Source organism: Amniculibacterium sp. G2-70, assembly GCF_014353055.1.
Classification (GTDB): domain Bacteria; phylum Bacteroidota; class Bacteroidia; order Flavobacteriales; family Weeksellaceae; genus Amniculibacterium; species Amniculibacterium aquaticum.
In genome coordinates this window covers 1,645,292-1,662,745 of sequence record NZ_CP060698.1, presented here as the reverse complement: position 1 = coordinate 1,662,745, position 17,454 = coordinate 1,645,292, and the positions used below count along the sequence as shown (strand labels likewise).

At 38.4% G+C, this 17,454-nt stretch carries 15 protein-coding genes; 3 read left to right on the top strand and 12 right to left on the bottom strand.

Annotation, left to right across the window (positions count from 1 at the left end; genetic code table 11):
* Positions 1-79 precede the first annotated feature (79 nt).
* The gene (locus tag H9Q20_RS07655; protein ID WP_187477423.1) at positions 80-574 is read left to right on the top strand and encodes a hypothetical protein; all 495 of its coding nucleotides are present in this window, start codon (positions 80-82) and stop codon (positions 572-574) included.
* An 18-nt stretch (positions 575-592) separates the two neighbouring features.
* Here H9Q20_RS07655 and H9Q20_RS07650 read toward each other — a convergent pair whose 3' ends face one another.
* The 4 genes from H9Q20_RS07650 to H9Q20_RS07635 form a co-directional block, all read right to left on the bottom strand.
* Entirely contained in the window at positions 593-1,255 is a 663-nt protein-coding gene (locus H9Q20_RS07650; protein WP_124640700.1) for a DUF6048 family protein, read from the bottom strand.
* The gene (locus H9Q20_RS07645) at positions 1,221-1,697 is read right to left on the bottom strand and encodes a DUF6452 family protein (RefSeq protein WP_124640699.1); all 477 of its coding nucleotides are present in this window, start codon (positions 1,695-1,697) and stop codon (positions 1,221-1,223) included. The genes H9Q20_RS07650 and H9Q20_RS07645 overlap by 35 nt, the downstream gene beginning before the upstream one ends.
* Positions 1,698-1,707: 10 nt before the next feature.
* The gene (rlmD, locus tag H9Q20_RS07640) at positions 1,708-3,114 is read right to left on the bottom strand and encodes a 23S rRNA (uracil(1939)-C(5))-methyltransferase RlmD (RefSeq protein WP_124640698.1); all 1,407 of its coding nucleotides are present in this window, start codon (positions 3,112-3,114) and stop codon (positions 1,708-1,710) included.
* A gap of 78 nt (positions 3,115-3,192) precedes the next feature.
* Positions 3,193-4,707, bottom strand: coding sequence for a TlpA family protein disulfide reductase (locus H9Q20_RS07635; protein ID WP_187477422.1), 1,515 nt, complete (start codon positions 4,705-4,707; stop codon positions 3,193-3,195).
* A 176-nt stretch (positions 4,708-4,883) separates the two neighbouring features.
* Here H9Q20_RS07635 and H9Q20_RS07630 point away from each other — a divergent pair, with 176 nt between their 5' ends.
* Entirely contained in the window at positions 4,884-5,372 is a 489-nt protein-coding gene (locus H9Q20_RS07630; protein ID WP_124640696.1) for a thermonuclease family protein, read from the top strand.
* Positions 5,373-5,383: 11 nt separating this feature from the next.
* On the opposite strand, the gene H9Q20_RS07625 is transcribed toward H9Q20_RS07630, so the two are convergent.
* From H9Q20_RS07625 to H9Q20_RS07605, 5 genes are all read right to left on the bottom strand, one after another.
* Positions 5,384-8,071, bottom strand: a complete 2,688-nt coding sequence (locus H9Q20_RS07625; RefSeq protein ID WP_187477421.1) for a hypothetical protein — start codon at positions 8,069-8,071, stop codon at positions 5,384-5,386.
* 100 nt (positions 8,072-8,171) lie between these two features.
* Positions 8,172-9,626, bottom strand: a complete 1,455-nt coding sequence (locus H9Q20_RS07620) for a hypothetical protein (RefSeq protein WP_187477420.1) — start codon at positions 9,624-9,626, stop codon at positions 8,172-8,174.
* Between the two features lie 89 nt (positions 9,627-9,715).
* Positions 9,716-10,534, bottom strand: a complete 819-nt coding sequence (locus H9Q20_RS07615) for an Fn3-like domain-containing protein (RefSeq protein ID WP_187477419.1) — start codon at positions 10,532-10,534, stop codon at positions 9,716-9,718.
* Between the two features lie 91 nt (positions 10,535-10,625).
* Positions 10,626-11,153: a peptidoglycan-binding protein LysM gene (locus H9Q20_RS07610; RefSeq protein ID WP_262385476.1), complete on the bottom strand. Its 528-nt coding sequence runs from the start codon at positions 11,151-11,153 to the stop codon at positions 10,626-10,628.
* 71 nt (positions 11,154-11,224) lie between these two features.
* Entirely contained in the window at positions 11,225-11,830 is a 606-nt protein-coding gene (locus tag H9Q20_RS07605; protein WP_187477417.1) for a hypothetical protein, read from the bottom strand.
* Between the two features lie 485 nt (positions 11,831-12,315).
* Between H9Q20_RS07605 and aspS the strand changes: the two genes are divergently transcribed.
* Positions 12,316-14,061, top strand: coding sequence for an aspartate--tRNA ligase (gene aspS / locus H9Q20_RS07600; protein WP_124640692.1), 1,746 nt, complete (start codon positions 12,316-12,318; stop codon positions 14,059-14,061).
* A 54-nt stretch (positions 14,062-14,115) separates the two neighbouring features.
* Here aspS and H9Q20_RS07595 read toward each other — a convergent pair whose 3' ends face one another.
* The 3 genes from H9Q20_RS07595 to H9Q20_RS07585 form a co-directional block, all read right to left on the bottom strand.
* On the bottom strand, positions 14,116-14,745 hold the full coding sequence (locus H9Q20_RS07595; RefSeq protein ID WP_124640691.1) for a response regulator transcription factor: 630 nt from the start codon (positions 14,743-14,745) through the stop codon (positions 14,116-14,118).
* A 6-nt stretch (positions 14,746-14,751) separates the two neighbouring features.
* The gene (locus H9Q20_RS07590) at positions 14,752-16,494 is read right to left on the bottom strand and encodes a sensor histidine kinase (RefSeq protein ID WP_187477416.1); all 1,743 of its coding nucleotides are present in this window, start codon (positions 16,492-16,494) and stop codon (positions 14,752-14,754) included.
* Between the two features lie 122 nt (positions 16,495-16,616).
* Positions 16,617-17,336 carry an SDR family NAD(P)-dependent oxidoreductase gene (locus H9Q20_RS07585; RefSeq protein WP_262385475.1) on the bottom strand — a complete coding sequence of 240 codons (720 nt, stop codon included), beginning with the start codon at positions 17,334-17,336 and terminating at the stop codon, positions 16,617-16,619.
* Positions 17,337-17,454: the final 118 nt, after the last annotated feature.

The window sequence follows — 17,454 nt, the reverse complement described above, 5'->3', positions numbered from 1 at the left end:
AAACTTACTATTAAAGGTTGGCAAAAATAACTTATTTTTGACTTCTCATCAAAACAAATTTAACATAATATTTAAAATCATGAAAACTTTAACATTCATCATCTGTTTATTTTCATTGTTACAACTTAGCTGCACGGCTCAGAAAAAAAGCAACACTTTGTCCTTGATGGATGCAAAACAAAATGAGCACTTTAGCGAAATAACCCTGACGAAACAATCCAGAGGAAGCCAAGAGAGTTTTAAAATACAAGGAGAATACATTGTCTATCAGAACAACAACAGGACACAGAAGAAAGAGCTGAAAACAAGCGACTGGAACAACCTGAACGATCTTGTACAAAAAATAAATCTCAAAAAAATTAATTCTTACGAATCTCCAACTCAAAACCGCTTCAACGATGCTGCTCCAAGCAGTGAGATCAGCATCCTTACCGATCAAAAAAACACCTATACTTCTAAAAGTTTTGATTTCGGAAATCCTCCAGCAGAGCTTCAGGAACTGTACCATGAAATAATTCGGTTGACACAAGATTTCCAAACAAAAAATAAACCTTCTATTCCTAGAAGGTTGTAAAAAATATTCGATATTTTTTTAGAATTTATACGCCAAAGCCCAAGAAAATCCAACACCAAAAGCTGAAGTCGATTTTCCAAATCCCGGAACAATCATGGGCTGAATGCGATCTTGTTTGGTTGAATGGATCAAATATTTGGGCTGAACATTGGCATCGATGTAAAAAGACGATTGAAACAACTGAATTCTCGCACCCAAAAGTGCCTCTGCCCAAAACGACGATTGCGTGGTCGATGGATATGAAACTGAAAAATCTCCTGACTGAAAACCCTTGATGGGTATTGCAAAATATTCTTGTTCATACAAAGATCCTGCTAATTTTCCACCGACATAAAAACCATTGAAACGGTTTTCGGGATCCGAAATCAGCATGTAAAGAGCACCCAATTTAAGAAATGTCCCATTGGCTTTGGCATCGTAACCGTTTTTTTGAAACACATTTTTTTCAAAACCCGCATCTACAATAGCATGAAGTCTTGGTTTAAGCTCTGTAGAAACATAGGCTTGATACAATTTTCTTTCCGAGAAAAGACCGACACCGGCATTCAAAACATCAAAACCCAGCATAAAATTGGGCTGATAATTCCTAAGAACACCTTGCTTTTGGACAGGTTTTTCCTGGCAAAAAACAAAAGGAAAGGAAAAACTAAAAATGCAGATAAACAGGAGTTTTGTTCTCATTGATGATTTGGTTTTCTATGGTTTCTACGGACAAAACAGGATTGGGTGCTAACAACTCTACGCTCAATTGTTCGTAGAGTTTCTTTACTCCACAAGCCGGTGACACATATTCGGTTTTACTTTGATACATGAACCTCAACTTAGATTGAGGTCCATTTTTACTCGTTTTAACATAAATTTCAGTAAAACCAGAATCGTCGATACGAAGAGGCACCAATACCGAATCTACTTTTGCACGCGTCAAGACTCCTAGATTTCCATTTCCATAATCAACGGTCAGATAGAGCGAGTCCAAGGTTTTCAGTTTTCCGGTGGATTGGCTTTTAAACTTCATCTTAAATCGCGGTGTCGCTTCGCCATTGGTACAAATATCATCGTCGCTGTTGCAAGAAAAGAGCAACAACGCAAGGATAGAAAGCAAGACGGTCTTTATGAAATTCATGTTTACAAAATTATATTTTTTCCAACAAAGCGATGTTCTCCACATGATGGGTTTGTGGGAACATATCTACCGGCAAAATTTTAATCAAACGATAATCGTTTTTCATCAAATCAATATCTCTTGCTTGTGTTGCTGAGTTGCAGCTTACATAAACGATTCTTTTAGGCGAAAGTTTCAAAATTTGCTCCACCACCTTTTGGTGCATACCGTCTCTTGGTGGGTCGGTAACCAAGACATCGGCTTTGGGATGGTTGGCCAAAAACTCTTCGGTAAATACTTCCTTCATATCGCCACAAAAAAATTCGCAATTCTCCAATCCGTTAAGTTTAGCATGTTCGGTTGCGGCATCTATGGCCTCTTGCACGGCTTCTATCCCAATTACTTTTTTTGCAGATCGAGCAATGTATTGGGCAATAGTTCCGGTTCCGGTGTACAAATCATAGACCACTTCGCCTCCTTTTAGGTCGGCAAATTCTAAAGTTTTTCTATACAGATTTAGAGCTTGTTTGTAATTGGTTTGAAAGAAAGACTTGGCACCGATCTTAAATTTCAATCCGTCCATTTCTTCCATCAAAAATCCATCACCAAAATAGGTTTGAACATCCAAATCGTAGATCGAATCATTCTGTTTGGAGTTGATGGCAAATAGCAAAGTCGAAATCTGTGGAAAACGGCCTAGCAAAAACTGAAACAGCGCTTCACGATTTTCTTTCTCTTCCCTGTACAATTGGAAGAACACCATCCATTGGCCTTTGGAATTTTGTCTCAGCATCAAGCTTCTTAAGAAACCTTCTTGATTTTTGACATCAAAAAAGTCCAGCCCGTTTTCTTCTGCATATTTTTTCACCGACAAACGAATTTCGTTGGAAGGATCTTCTTGCAGATGACATTCGGTAAGATCCAAAATCTTACTCCACATCCCAGGGATATGGAAGCCTAGTGCATTTTTGTCTTGGAAATCCGTTCCGGAATTTACTTCATCCAAAGTTAGCCAACGCGCATTGGAGAAGGAGAATTCCATTTTATTTCTGTAATAATACTGTTCTTCGGCACCGAGGATAGGGAGAATTTCAAAGTCTGAGACGCCACCAATTCTGGTGATGTTGTTGACCACTTCATTTTGTTTGAACTCCAATTGTTTGGCATAGCTCAGATTCTGCCATTTGCATCCTCCACAAACACCAAAGTGCTTGCACAAAGCGTTTACCCTATCTGGAGACGGCTGAACGATCTCTAGGGCTTCGGCTTCGTAATATTTGGATTTGGATTTTTTCACTCGTGCATTTACCACATCACCAGGGACAGCTCCGGACACCAGAACGGTTTTTCCTTCTTCCGTTTTTCCTACAGCGACCCCTTTGGCACCTGCGGTTACCAATTGAATATTTTCTAGAATGATATTCTTTTTCTTCTTCATCTTCTTAAATTTTAAAAAGCCTTGTCAATCGAAAGACGACAAGGCTTGGATATGATTAAACCTCCAAATATTTTGGAATTACTTTGCCGGTTGAGGCGCTGCCATTTCTGGAGCCAAAATGCTAGGATCCATGTTTAGTTCAGCTTGAGGAGCTGCAGGAGCGGCTACTCCAGTTTCCTTAGTCATCGCTTCTATAAACTCAGGTTCTCCTAAATTGTATATTGGTTTTGAAGCAATTTTTCCGTCTTTGTTAATGATGACAAAGCTTGGCAATTTGAAACCGTAAATTCCGAATGCTTTGGCTGCTGCTGAATTCATACCGCCATCGGCATAGGCATGTGTTGCAGCAATTCCGTTAAGCAAAGCCTTGTGCGTTTTTGCAAATTGATCTTTGGTATCGTCCATATTGATGGCCACCAAATTGATTTTTCCGTTGTAGTGTTTCATAACATCCTTCAGAACAGAAACGGTGTTTTCGGCAATACCAGGATTCCAAGAAGCATAGAACATCACCAAACTTGGCTTTCCTTTAAGATCTGTAAATTTGAATGCTTTTCCATCTTCTTTTGTAAGAGCTGCATCTGGAGCAAGATCACCCAATTTAACTCCGGAAATCACAAATTGTAGGTGCTGAATGTCTTTTTTAACCGTTGCATCTTTAATGTTTTTCTCGATGATGTCGTTCACTTTCTTAACCATGTTTGCATCGGCACTTGGGGTGATGTCGGACTGAGCAATTACATACGCCAAAAGATAATCTTTTTCCAATTGAGAGATTTCTTTTTTTGAATTTAAGAAATCTGCAAAAACTTCAGAAGTGCTGGCATCTACATTGGTTTTCATTTTTTCTGCGGAGTATTTCATATACTCTTCGCCCATTGTGCTTAGCAAATAATTTCTGTAGGAAGGACTTTGTTGGATCAACTCGTCTTTGTTGGGCTGCAACTTGTTTTCGTAATCGGTAAATGCTTTTGACACTTTGAATGCCGGGTTGTTGGTTAGCTTACCGTAGTTCATTTTGTATTGAGACATGACATTAAGAAGGGTGGACACCAAGTCGTTTTTCTTCCATTTTACCACATCGCTATCGGCTTTTGTTGTACCAGCAACCTCGTCGATATTTTTATTAAGATCCGTTTCTATCTTTTGAATGGCTTTCAAGAATTCAGGTTCTTTTTTAGTCACCAAATCTTGCATATTAAATTTTTGAGCGTAGGAAACCAAAAACTTTTGAGTTTGCTTCAAGAAGTCGTTGTTCTCTTTCGCATCTCCTGTCACCACATATTCTGCCGGGAAATTGGCTGCATTACCGTTGATGTTTACAGTTTGTCCACCTTTCAGATAGATTAGGTTTTGTTTTCCGGCATAAGAAAGTACATAGATACCGTCTTTTGGAGCATCAAAACTTCCTGAAAACTTTCCGTCTTTGTCCAGTCCAATGTTAATTAGAGGCAAAGTTGCAACACCAGAACCTTCGATAAGTTCAATTCTTTCCAGAGGAGATCCCCCTGAAACCTTTCCTGTTAATTCTACTTTTTTAGAACAAGAAATAAAAGTTATTGCCATTAAAAGCAACAATAAATACTTTTTCATGAATAGTTTAAAAAATTTAATTTCGCAAAGATACTCTTTTCGTTATATCCATGAAATAGTTGCACATAATTATCTAAACTTTAACAAACTAAGTTTGAATTTTATATTCTCGTTGAAAAATCGATGATATTTCTATTTTTGCACATCCACAATCTGCATCTTTTAAAACATTTTTCATGAACATTAGAATCGGTTTATTTTTATGCCTTTTTATACACATCGTCTTACAAGCACAAAGACATCAAGCCAAAGTCATCGGGGTGAAAGACGGTGATACGATAGAAATTCTTTGGGAAGGCAAAGGCAAATCCGTGCGATTGGCGCATGTGGATTGTCCCGAGAAAAAACAGGCATTTGGGATGCGTGCCAAAGAATTTGTCTCCCGATTTTGTTATGGAAAAACTGTGGAGATCATTATTTCATCCAAACCCGATCGGTACGGAAGATGGATTGCCGAGATTTTTTACAACAACCAAAATCTAAACAAAGAACTGATCCGAAATGGTCTGGCTTGGCATTTCAAAAAATATTCTAAAGACGAGGTCTATGCCGAGTTGGAAAAAATTGCCAGAGGTAAACGACTTGGGCTTTGGCAAGAACAACATCCTATTGCCCCATGGGAATGGAGAAAAAACAAAAAAGACCAACGAAAAGTTGGCCTTTAATATTGTCCCGTTTAGAACTGTTTCTTTCTGATCTTTAATTCTTTATTTTTAAAATTAAAAATGAGTTTATTTGCAGTTTCGCCTTTCTTCAGCTGAATTTCTTGGTTGTTATTGACAATTTCGTAACGGTCATTCTGAATGTAAATTTTATAAAGACCTTCAATCAATTGGAAATTAAAATTACCATCAATGTCGGTTACCGCCACAAGAGTTTTTCCGGTTTTCAGATCCTGAGCATAGATGTTGATTCCCATAAAATCGGCTTTCTGATTGTCGTATTTTTCTTTTATCTGAATCATTTGCCCAACCAGAGGCATGGTTTTTACCACAGGAATTTCTATTGTTGTATTTTTTTTCACCGTTAGCTTATCCAAGCCCAGCAAAGGTATCCTTTGGTTGTTTTTGGTTACCGACAAAGTATAATTTCCCGGTGTCAAGTTGGCATATTTTACAAAACCTTTGGCATTGGTTAGTGCCACAATATTCTGGTTCAGTTTTACAATAGCATCGGATACCAAAGTTTCGTCGGGATCTATTTTATTGTTCAGATTTTCATCTTCGTAGATTTTCAAGGTCAATTTATTTCCTTTGGACGATCCCAAAGACATCTTAACTCCCACCTTGAATTGCAGGTTGCTGTATTGATACGAAGGATTCGTATCGTTGCCCCTTCCGTGGAAAAAATTATAATAGGCCATTCCGGTCAAGCTCCACGAAGGCGATAATTTGTAATCGATATTGGAATTCATGTACAAATTATCCGACCTTTGGCTGTTCATAAAATTATATCCCAAACTGAAATAACCGTTCAATTTATTTTTCATTGCATTGATCATGGTTCCCAAACTGGTCGAGTAATTGACAAAAGTACCTCCGTTGTACCAATTGAGATCGTAGGCATTGGTAGGGTTAATGTCTGCCGTTGCCGACCAATTGATGAATTTATACGAATAATTAAATACGAATCGTTGCGCAAAAACATTTCCAGAGCGGCTAGAAAATTGCGACAATCCACCGTCCCAAGACAAATTGAAATTATGAGATTTTAAGGATTTCCCAACATTCACACGCATTCTATACGCCTGATACTCTAAAGTATTGTAGACCGTACGGATGTATTGATAGGTATAATTGGGTGCCAACGACACACGCAGCCAACTCCCATTCCATCCCCATCCGGCTTCTATCAAATGATTTAGAAACTTGCTGTTTTCCACATAACCCAAAGCTTCCATATCGTTCAAATATCCTGAGGTATTGTTGCTGGTATTGTATCGGATGTAGAGGTTTTGACTTTTAGAAATTCTATAATTCAACATTTCGTCCATTGTAAAAGAGCCACGACGGACACCGGAGTAGTACGGACTGCTGTAATAATTGTTGGAATACAAAGAAAATTTAGGCTTCATCAATCGGTAATTGATTCCGGAAGAAAACCCTCGCTTGGATATCTTGTTGTTGACTCCGTCCAGAAACTCATCACTTAGTCCGGTCTCAAAACTTAGAACCTGTAGAGAATCGGTATATACAGGAGTTTTTAAGTTGACCAAATTGGTGGTTACTTTAGAAAAATTATTTTGATTGTACACATAATTTAACTGTACCGAATTCCCCGATTTGAAAAGATGTGTTGCTTGTACACCTGCCGTTTTCCCCGCTGAAACCCCGTTAGAAAAATCGGAATAAAGCATGTAATTGTTCTCCAATCCCAAAACTTCAACCGTATTTTTTTCACCCACTTTTGCACCCAATTTCAAACCACGACCGCTGATGTTGAAATCGTAATTCTGACCATAAATATTCCCCAAACTGGTGCTGTACTTAGAGTATTCCAGATCCAATCGGGTGTCATAGACATTGGTCTGCTTGGTGTTGCTGTAATAATCTACGGTCGAGTTGAATCCTATATTTCCATCTTCGCCAATTTTCTTTTCGTAATTGGTTCTAAATTTATAATAGGTGTTCAGATTGTCCGAATTGTTGTAGGATGCTTCTACATAATTTTTATACTGAACCGGGTTGTTGTCGTAATTGACCATACGATAAGTGGACAAAGAACGAATGGGCAATATCACCGATGAAACCATGGTATTGCTGGTCTCGTCAAAAACAGATACCGACAAATTGTAATCCGGATAATAGGTAATGTTTTGTCTTTTTTTCAGTTGAACGGTGATCAGCTGTTTTTCTTTGGAGTCCAATCTAAGAATTTGCTCTTCAGGAAATGCCGCAAGAAAATCATCGGGAGTCAACTTGATTTTCAGTTTCAACACCCTTGGAGCGTATGCTTGGTTTTCAACAAAAATTCTGAGTAAATTTTCGGGACTTGCCGGGTTGTAATACAGCTCACCAAGAGGCATGATGGACACAAAATCCATTTTCTCTCTAAGGAGGGTGAATCCTATTTTCTGTATTTTTTTTTCTCCATTTTCAGTAGAATAAACCAAATATTCGACTCTCGATACCTTGGATATCAAAAGGTCTTTGCCGGCAATCATCCTCACATTCAGTTCCTGAGAGTCATTGGCTGCAATTCTCTCATTGAAACTCGGCGAAAACAACAAGCCGGGATAGGCTTCTACCGCTTTTACACTGTCAATTTTCACAGGAGAAGAGCTTGTATTTTTCAGAACAATGACATTGGAAAACGCCTTTCCAGCTTTCAACAAAATGCTATCTTCCCTGAAGAAGGTCTCCAACCCTGCTGGCTTTTGGTCTTGTCCGTAAAAAAAATTGAAGAAAAAAAGACTTAAAAAAAATACTTTAGCGAAAAACTTCATGTCAAATTCTATAAACCAACTATTGGTTGGTAAAACTATAAATCACATTCAAAATATACGGTGTCGCTCCCGTCGTTTGTCCCAAAAGCACGGAGGTTTTGTCTGCAGGGATCACATATTTTAAAGAGATGTTTCTATTGAGTTCTGGTGAGGCTCCGGTCACAATGGCTTGTGGCGTTGTACTCAGATTTTTTGTGACAATTCCGGTTTGCCCATTTCCATTTTGGATTTGTACAATAGATGCCGGTACCGTAGTCGGAGTTCCGTTTAGAGTGAAAAAATTAGAAGACGATTTCACATAAATTTCATACGACTTATAATTGGTTACCAAAAGATGGTTGGGCATATTCTGGCTTTTACCGGTCTGATAATCAGAAGGTGAAGAAAAATTAAAATTCACATCCGGAGAACCTTGCAACACAATGCTGCTCAAAGACTGTGTGGTAATGGTAAAAGTAACCGATTTTACATCTTCTTTGCTGGCATCTGTACTTTTCGTTTTAAAATCAAGGGTGAACGAATAAGTCCCGGCTTTATAAAAATTATTCTTTATATCATTGGCCTTAATTCTAACTTTTACGGGCACGGTTGTCCTGTTTCCTACCGGAACATCATAGGTGCTCGAGTTATAATTATCAAACCACGACTGCACCGATTTTGCAGGAATCCCTGTCCCAAAAATTTCTATAAGATTCATGGGTAAAGTCGTTTGTGGACCTCCGCCATGTGGGATGAAATTAATATTTCCCTGTGCTCTTACTTGCAAATTCGAATTTAAAGTATGACTAATTTTAAAATCGCTAAGGTCAAAAACCAAATCTTGAGGATTCTGAAATTCATCAATAGAAGTATAAATATGAGAATAGGATGTAGCACCAGAAATCCATTTGGTAAACGAAGGTACATTGATGTTCATGTTCCAAGAAACGGGTACAATGTCATAATTTCCACCCAAACCTAGCCAACTGTTGTCTGCTTGGTTGTGCTCAATGGGAAGGGTATAGGTTCCCGCCATGAGTTTATAATTTTGAAAAACCTCTTCCTTTAATACATACCTCATAAGAATTGCACCAAACGATGCATCTGAATAAGCATTCCAAGGTTTGAAAAAAGGAGCAAAGCTGGTCGTAAGCATATTAAATCCAGGCCATTCTCCTTCCAATTTATTCCCTCCCGGTGTCTTTCCTGCAATCGAAATTAATCTAAAACTCACAATAGATGACGGTAAAGTTGAATAATGGGTATTGTTGGTAAAACTAGGATCTTTTGATCTCATCATAACATCATAAGCTCCATTAGCAGAACGCCATGTTGTTGCAAAGAAATTTTTCTGCAATGTCCCGGATTGAAGATCCTGAGTGAACGCTACTCTGTTGATAACATCGTTCTCAGTCAAATTAATATTCACCGGTTGCGCCAGCATCAGCTGACTCAGAATAAAAAATAGACTGAAAAGAAAAAATTTTACTTTCATCTTTATTTTTTCAAATGGTTTTTACATTGCAGAAACCGGTTCTACAATAATTTTGTACGATTTAATCCTAAAAATAAAGGATTGATCTATTAGAAATTAAATTCTTTTTCGCCCACCCTAACATTGGCTTCTGTACCCACACGGATGATGGCCACCCCTTTGTAAGCGCCTTTCAATTGACTTGGGATGGGGAAAGTAGCAATTTGTTCTGCTCCCGGCATCATGGAGATCGCCTGCGGATTCAGCTTAATTTCGGCTCCTGTTGATTTGTTCATCAACTCGAACTCTACGGTAGAGTCTGAATTTACATTGCCTAAATTTTTGATTTTTGCCGTAACAAAGCGTTGTTCAGCTCCTGTTTTTTCGTCTTTTTTGGTCACGAAATCGATGGCTGTAAAATCCAAATCTTCGTTGGAATTGCTGGCTGGCGTATGGAAAACATGCAAGGCAAATTCAAATAAAATCTTGATCCCGATGCTTTTCTCTTTAGAAAAATGATCGTCCTGTCTTGCTACTTGGGTGAACATGAGCATGGAATTGGTCACGCTATTGTTCTTATTTTGTGCAGGTACCGTCATGGTCACCACCACTTCTTTGGTTTCTCCAGCGGCTACGGTCACTGAATTTTCTGACAATTTTAACCACGACGCATTGGATTGTGGCAAAGTATTGGGTGCAAAATACAATTTTTGACCGTTTTCATCTCTGTACCAATCGCTCAGTCCTACCCCAAAAGTTACGGTAGAAGGCGTATCGTTTTTTATGGTGACCGTTTGGGTCTGCACCTCTCCGGGATTACCCGTGAAAAACAAACGCGTAGGCGACACGGTAACCCCTTGTGCCATTGCTAAAACACCTATACACAACACAGCCATTGCTGCTAATTTTTGGATGAATGATAAGTACATAAAATGGTTTGGTTTTAATTGTAAAAAAGTTTCTGCAAATTAATAAATAATTGTGCAGAAACTTAGTTAAGTCATTTAAATAATGCGTCTCTTACGGTTGAGAGAAAGTATAAATCACCGTTTGGCTGTACGCTCCTGAAGCTTTACCCAAGATATTAGCTTGTGCTCTTGCAAAAGGAATGGTATAACTAACATCAATAGATTTAATACCAGAATTAACACCAGTTAAAATTTCTTGATCTGCTGCTGACAAAGTTTTTGTAGTTGCAGTACCAGATCCTGGTGCAGTTGCGATAATATCCATCACACCTACTGGGATTTCATTTACTCCGTTTGTAAAATTAGCTCCACTGGCTTTAACTTTTACTCCAAAAGATTTTGTAGCAGTTACTTTTAAGTGTCCTGTCTTAGCAATTGTCTGATCTACCGTATAAGACGCTGCAGTCGGATAAGCGAATGCAACTTCAGCACCTGTACCTGGCGTATTTCCAGCTGTAGTACCGTTACCATCATGAGCTGTGATAAAATCAGTCAATGTAATTTTAACATTGGTAGAAGCAGTTGTAGTCGTTTGTGCTTTAGCACTGTTAGAAACTGCAAATGTACCTGCGATGATCACTGCTGCGAAAAGAATTTTTTTCATTGTTTTTTAAATTGTTTTAAGTTGTTAATATTTTAGTTTAATTGTTCCTAGTTTGAGGTAATCGTATAGATAACCGCCTTGTTTGCACTTTCAGGAGCTGTATCTTTAAAAAAATCAACTGCCTTTTGGGACGCCACTACATATTTCAACTTCAAAGGTTTCCCCATCATGGGATTTCCAAACCCAATCAGCGACTGACTCGCTACAATTAACCGATTGCTTTTCATGGCCTCAGCATAATCCACCGAAACCTTACCTTCCGCAACTTTATCAAAACCTACATTAAGATGATCACCCAACTTCGCCAGGCCTCCACCTATCACATCGTTGCCTTCCAACTGCAAAGCCAACAAAGCCCGCGAACTTCCACTCGCATAATTTAGGGTCGAAAAACTCTGACTCGCTGCGCGTGCAAACAAATTAAAATTTCCCGTAGAAGACAAAAGTACCGGCGTACCTTCCTCTTCCGATTCAATAAAATTTTTCAAAGGGTTAAAATCTAAGAACACCATTTGTTCGTCCAACTTCGGAACCCCCAATTGGTGAAAATCTCCCAATCGAATGGTTACTGAAGCCGAAGAGGTACTCTGACCACTTGCGAACATCGGTAAAAAAAGCGCAATGAAATACTTGAGCAAAACGCTGTTTTTCATATACTTAAAGTTTAACATCAAAAGCAAAAGTGATGGCAAAGATAAAACACATTTACAATACAAAACAAGCAATTTGTAAAATAAACAGTAAGTGTTCTATTTTTTTGAAGATTTAATTAAATACTTCAACCTCTCTATCACTTAACCTGTATCAAATATACAATTTATTTCTGAAAAACAAAATATTTTTTATTTTTTTTTCAGAAAACCAGCATTCATAGGTATTAAACATTATTTAAGTCCTACTTTTTCAAGATAAAAACATCTTAAATTTTAAAAAGAAACATGAATTTATAAACTGATTTTATCAACAAAAACCTCTTTTCTAAATTTTAACAACACAAAACCATCTGGCTAAAAAAATAAATACCACAAGAACGACAATTAAAACATCGCTTTTTGGACAAATTCTTATCTTTGCATCTTGAATTTTAGAAAGAAAAATCGTTTCCATACCTTAACTCAATAATATAACATTTAAGAATATGTTCCGTACACACACCAACGGCGAGCTTTCGCTGAAAAATCTAAACGAAGAAGTCACACTTTCAGGATGGGTACAAACCATCAGAGACAAAGGTTTTATGATCTGGATCGACCTTCGAGATCGCTACGGAATTACCCAATTGGTTTTCGATCAAGATCGTTCTACTGCCGAATTGATGGGCGATGCCAAAAAATTGGGTAGAGAATTTGTAATTCAGGTGAAAGGAAAAGTCATCGAAAGAGCTTCCAAAAACCCGAAAATCCCAACCGGAGAAATCGAAATCTTGGTTGATACATTAACCATTTTAAACGAATCTCAACTTCCGCCCTTCACCATCGAGGATGAAACCGATGGTGGCGAAGAATTGAGAATGAAATACAGATATTTGGACATCCGTAGAAATCCGGTGAAGGAAAAATTAATTTTCCGTCACAAGATGGCTCAGAAAGTGAGAAATTATCTTTCAGACGAAGGTTTTATCGAGGTGGAAACTCCAGTTCTCATTAAATCTACTCCAGAAGGTGCAAGAGATTTCGTGGTGCCAAGCCGTATGAATCCTGGACAATTCTACGCTCTTCCTCAATCGCCACAGACCTTCAAACAATTGTTGATGGTGGGCGGTATGGACAAATATTTTCAAATTGTGAAATGTTTCCGCGATGAGGATCTTAGAGCCGACAGACAACCGGAATTTACCCAAATAGATTGCGAAATGGCTTTTGTAGAACAAGAAGATGTGATGAATGTTTTCGAAGGGATGGCAAAAGCGATGCTGAAAGAAGTGACCGATCAGGATTTCGGTTCTTTCCCAAGAATGACCTTTGCCGATGCCATGCAAAAATACGGTAACGACAAACCGGATATCCGTTTCGGGATGGAGTTTGTGGAACTGAACGACTTGGTAAAAGGTAAAGACTTTAAAATCTTCGACGATGCCGAATTGGTGGTAGGGATCAATGTAGAAGGTTGCGCCGACTATACCAGAAAACAAATTGATGAACTAATCGATTGGGTGAAAAGACCACAGATTGGCGCTACCGGAATGATCTGGGTGAAATACCAAAACGACGGTGTGGTAACCTCATCGGTGAATAAATTCTACAACGAAGACGACCTGAAAGCGATTGCTGAAAAATTCGGTGCAAAAGCCGGAGATTTGATGCTCATCCTTTGTGGTGGAGAAAATAAAGTGAGAACCCAACTTTCTGCCCTAAGAATGGAGCTAGGAAACCGTTTAGGTTTAAGAAAAGGAAACGAGTTTGCGCCACTTTGGGTGATCGACTTCCCACTTTTGGAATGGGACGAGGACACTGAAAGATTCCACGCGATGCACCATCCGTTTACTTCACCAAAACCAGAAGACATCGCCTTGATGGACACAGATCCTGGAAAAGTAAGAGCGAACGCTTATGATTTGGTACTGAACGGTAACGAAATTGGTGGTGGATCCATCCGTATTTTCGACAAAGACCTTCAAGCAAAGATGTTCGATTTATTAGGCTTCACACCAGAAGATGCAGAGGCTCAGTTCGGATTCTTGATGAACGCCTTCAAATATGGCGCTCCGCCACACGGAGGTTTGGCTTTCGGTTTCGATAGATTGGTTGCGATTTTGGACGGCAACGAAGTGATTCGAGATTATATCGCTTTCCCAAAAAACAATTCGGGAAGAGATGTGATGATCGATGCACCAAGTGCAATCGCTAACGAACAATTGGACGAACTGGAATTGAGATTGAAATAATCTTATTTTTAACATAAAAAAACGGGTTTTGATTAATATCAGAACCCGTTTTTGTTATAAATTCGTTTTGATTATTTCCACCAAATCCACCATATTTTCAACCTTCAACTTTTCGAAGATTCTTTTTTTCATGGTGCTGACGGTATTCTGTTTAATGTCCAACTTGTTGGCGATCTCCAAATTTCCTAAACCATCAGCATAGAGTTTACAGACCTCCAATTCACGATCGGTTAACGCATAAAGAGGATTTGCCAAGCTGGGATTCCGCAAGGAATCCAACAACAACGACTGTGTTTTTTCACTGAGATATTCGCCTTGACTGATCATTTTTTGCAGAGCATGGATAATTTCTTCTTCCTCACTCAGTTTAGACAAAAACCCGTGAGCTCCGGCACTCACAAACCTCAACGCCTGATTTTCATCAACACCCGAAAAAATTAAGATTAGAGTTTCAGGATTTTGAGTTATTATTTTCGGTAGAATTGAAAGACTGGATCCATCAGGAAACTGAGCGTCAACAATCGCAATATCAATGGGATTTTCCTGAATGCAAGACAAAGTTTGTCCCAAAGTAGAAGCCTGCAAAATTTCGACTTCAACATCCAGATCTTCCAAAAGAAAAACCAAACCTTGTCGGATCAAAGCATGATCATCGGCCAATAAAAAACGGATGGGTGATTTCATACTTTTTTATTTTTTCACTTGAAAATTAAACGAGAACGACACGGTTGTTCCTTTGCCCAATTCACTTGCAGCAGAAATTTCGCCATCAAATAGAGCTAGCAATTCTTTACACAAACTCAAGCCCAAGCCTGCACCTAAATTATCCACTTCTTCAGAAAGTACTCCTTGATAATACGGTTCAAAAATTCTTTCCAAATCCTCTTTGGCAATTCCGGCTCCGGTATCCGTAATTTCTGTTTTCAGAACGATCACCTCATCGTTCAGTTTTTCGGCTTGTGTATGCACTGTGATTTTACCTTTTTCGGTAAATTTATTGGCATTGGCCAAGATGTTGATGAAAACCTGATGCACTTTTGCCTTATCGGAATAGACCATAAACTGAGGATCTATCGTTTCTTGAACCAGCAACTGATTGTGTCTGGATTCTACATACGGTTGAATGGCCGTCAGGATGGATGATATTTCATTTTTTAAATTAAAATCAACCGGGACCAATTTATTTTCAACATGCTGATTTTTGGTATATTCTAAGATTTGGTTGGCCTGCAGCAAAAGAGAATCGTTGGTGAAGGATATGGATTTCAGATATTCCTGAACGGTAGCGTCATTGGTTTTCTTAGCAATCCTGCCGATAAAAAGTCCCATAATCTTGAGCGGCGATCGAATTTCGTGGCTCAACATCCCTAAAACTCTATTTTTGAATTTCAGGTTTTCATTGATTTCGTTGTTTGCTTCATTCAACTCGGTTTCGTATTTGAAGGCTATTTTGGTAAAATAAAGGATCAGCAACGACATCAAAAACAACAGCCCGAACAAACACCAAAGCAAAAGATATCTGGTCTTTCCGGTTTTTGCATTTTGTTTGGCAAATTCATTTTCCAAATTTATTTTAGAAGTTTTAACAGCTTCATCATACACCTCCATCATTCCTCCAGAATACATAAAAAGATTGTTAAAGGCATTGAAGAATTTTTCATTATTCTCGCGTGCATCCTGATTGCGAATGGCTTTCACTTTTATCCTTTGCACTTCTTTGGTATAGTGGTTTACCACGGAGCGATACAGGCTGTCCATCTCATGTTTTATGTTGATGGCTTTTGGTGATGCTCCAGTTTTTACCGTTACCACAGTACTGTCTTTTTTTGTAGTAACATTACCAGCAACTGCATCTTTCAAACGGCCAAAAAGTCCTTTTTTCTTGGTTGAATCGGAGAAGGTTTTGGTCTCCACTTCTAATTTTCCAAAATCGTAATCCAGGTTGTACTTTTTAAGATTCGGAAGTGCTTCATTTTTTTTCAGAACAGTCTGTGTCGAGAGCAATCGCATAGAGTCGATTAGAACTTTGAGGTCATTGGGATTGGTAGTACGACGAGTTTTTTCGGAAACCAATTTACTAAACTTAGGATGTTGGTTATTGAATTGGCTGATGGACTCAATTTTAGAATTCAAATTGTTTAAAGAAGCAAAATAGGCGTCCAAGGATTTGGGATTGTCATTTTTAAGATAATCTTGTAGATGATCCTGAGCTTGGGAAAGTTCAACTTTGGCACCAGAAGTCAAACCTTCCAAATGCTGTACCTCTTTCAATTGTTTCTCAATAAACATCAGAGACTCCTTATTTTTGTATTCGTTGTAGAAAAATCCAGCGATTACCAACTGAACCAACAACACGCAAAAAATTAGTGAATACTGTACGACCTTTCTTTTCTTAAAATCCAACACGGGTGGATTATCCATTTCTATTTTCATTTGTTTCTTGTTTACACCAGAATAAAAGTGCCCTAAGATTTCTTAAATCAAAGTTCACAATAAGCGCTCCGGTAGAAGCCGTAAAAATAAGAAAATTATAAAAACAAGAAAACAAAGTATAATTATGGCAGTTTGGACACCAAATTTTCAGGTAGAAGCTTCAAAATCCAATAGATTATTTTCCATTTCCAATTCGGAACTTGGACAAAAGAAGAGCCGGCACCCACCACATGACGGGCAACATATTCGGGCCGCATGATCAGGTTTTTATTAAGATCCAAACCTTGATTAATTTTAGAATCGATGTAGCCCAAAATCATCACATTGACCACAACTTTCCTCGCCGACAACTCTTGTCTAAGACCTGCTAAATACTGTGTAAAAGCCGACTTGGTACTGCCGTACACAAAATTGGATTTCCTACCCCTAACCCCGGAAAGCGAAGAGAGACCTATGATTTTTTCTAAATTTTTATTGGCTCCGTCCATGGCAATAATGTTCAGGATGGACACCGCCCCAATGTAATTGACCTTCATCATGCGATGAGCTGCAGAAAAGTGACGCAGCGCTTCTTCGTTCTGAGACAAAAATCCGGCAGCATACACCACAATGTGTGGTTTGTAGGGTAAAGTTTCATAATATTTTTGATGCCCATCAAAATCTTCTGCATCAAAATACAAAACTTTTAATCTTTCGACAGCCAAATTGTTTTGTTGAATAAAATTTTCCAAAGCAACCAAATCCCGTGAAGCAGCCATCACAAAACAGCCCATATCCAGATACTTCATCATCGTTTGTTTGGCCACATCCGAATTGGCTCCGAGCAACAATACCGTTTTCAATAGTTTATTTTTTACAAAAATGACAAAACGAAATAACATTTAAGTTAAAAAATGATGAGAACTTTAACCTCGTGATGAAAATCCTTATTTTTTTTCTTTAAATTTGGAATTTTATACA

Excerpts from the sequence above, each read along its gene's own strand:
- H9Q20_RS07655 (WP_187477423.1), top strand. The coding sequence starts at position 80 with ATGAAAACTTTAACATTCATCATCTGTTTATTTTCATTGTTACAACTT.
- H9Q20_RS07650 (WP_124640700.1), bottom strand. The coding sequence starts at position 1,255 with ATGAGAACAAAACTCCTGTTTATCTGCATTTTTAGTTTTTCCTTTCCT.
- H9Q20_RS07645 (WP_124640699.1), bottom strand. The coding sequence starts at position 1,697 with ATGAATTTCATAAAGACCGTCTTGCTTTCTATCCTTGCGTTGTTGCTC.
- rlmD (WP_124640698.1), bottom strand. The coding sequence starts at position 3,114 with ATGAAGAAGAAAAAGAATATCATTCTAGAAAATATTCAATTGGTAACC.
- H9Q20_RS07635 (WP_187477422.1), bottom strand. The coding sequence starts at position 4,707 with ATGAAAAAGTATTTATTGTTGCTTTTAATGGCAATAACTTTTATTTCT.
- H9Q20_RS07630 (WP_124640696.1), top strand. The coding sequence starts at position 4,884 with ATGAACATTAGAATCGGTTTATTTTTATGCCTTTTTATACACATCGTC.
- H9Q20_RS07620 (WP_187477420.1), bottom strand. The coding sequence starts at position 9,626 with ATGAAAGTAAAATTTTTTCTTTTCAGTCTATTTTTTATTCTGAGTCAG.
- H9Q20_RS07615 (WP_187477419.1), bottom strand. The coding sequence starts at position 10,534 with ATGTACTTATCATTCATCCAAAAATTAGCAGCAATGGCTGTGTTGTGT.
- H9Q20_RS07605 (WP_187477417.1), bottom strand. The coding sequence starts at position 11,830 with ATGAAAAACAGCGTTTTGCTCAAGTATTTCATTGCGCTTTTTTTACCG.
- aspS (WP_124640692.1), top strand. The coding sequence starts at position 12,316 with ATGTTCCGTACACACACCAACGGCGAGCTTTCGCTGAAAAATCTAAAC.
- H9Q20_RS07595 (WP_124640691.1), bottom strand. The coding sequence starts at position 14,745 with ATGAAATCACCCATCCGTTTTTTATTGGCCGATGATCATGCTTTGATC.
- H9Q20_RS07590 (WP_187477416.1), bottom strand. The coding sequence starts at position 16,494 with ATGAAAATAGAAATGGATAATCCACCCGTGTTGGATTTTAAGAAAAGA.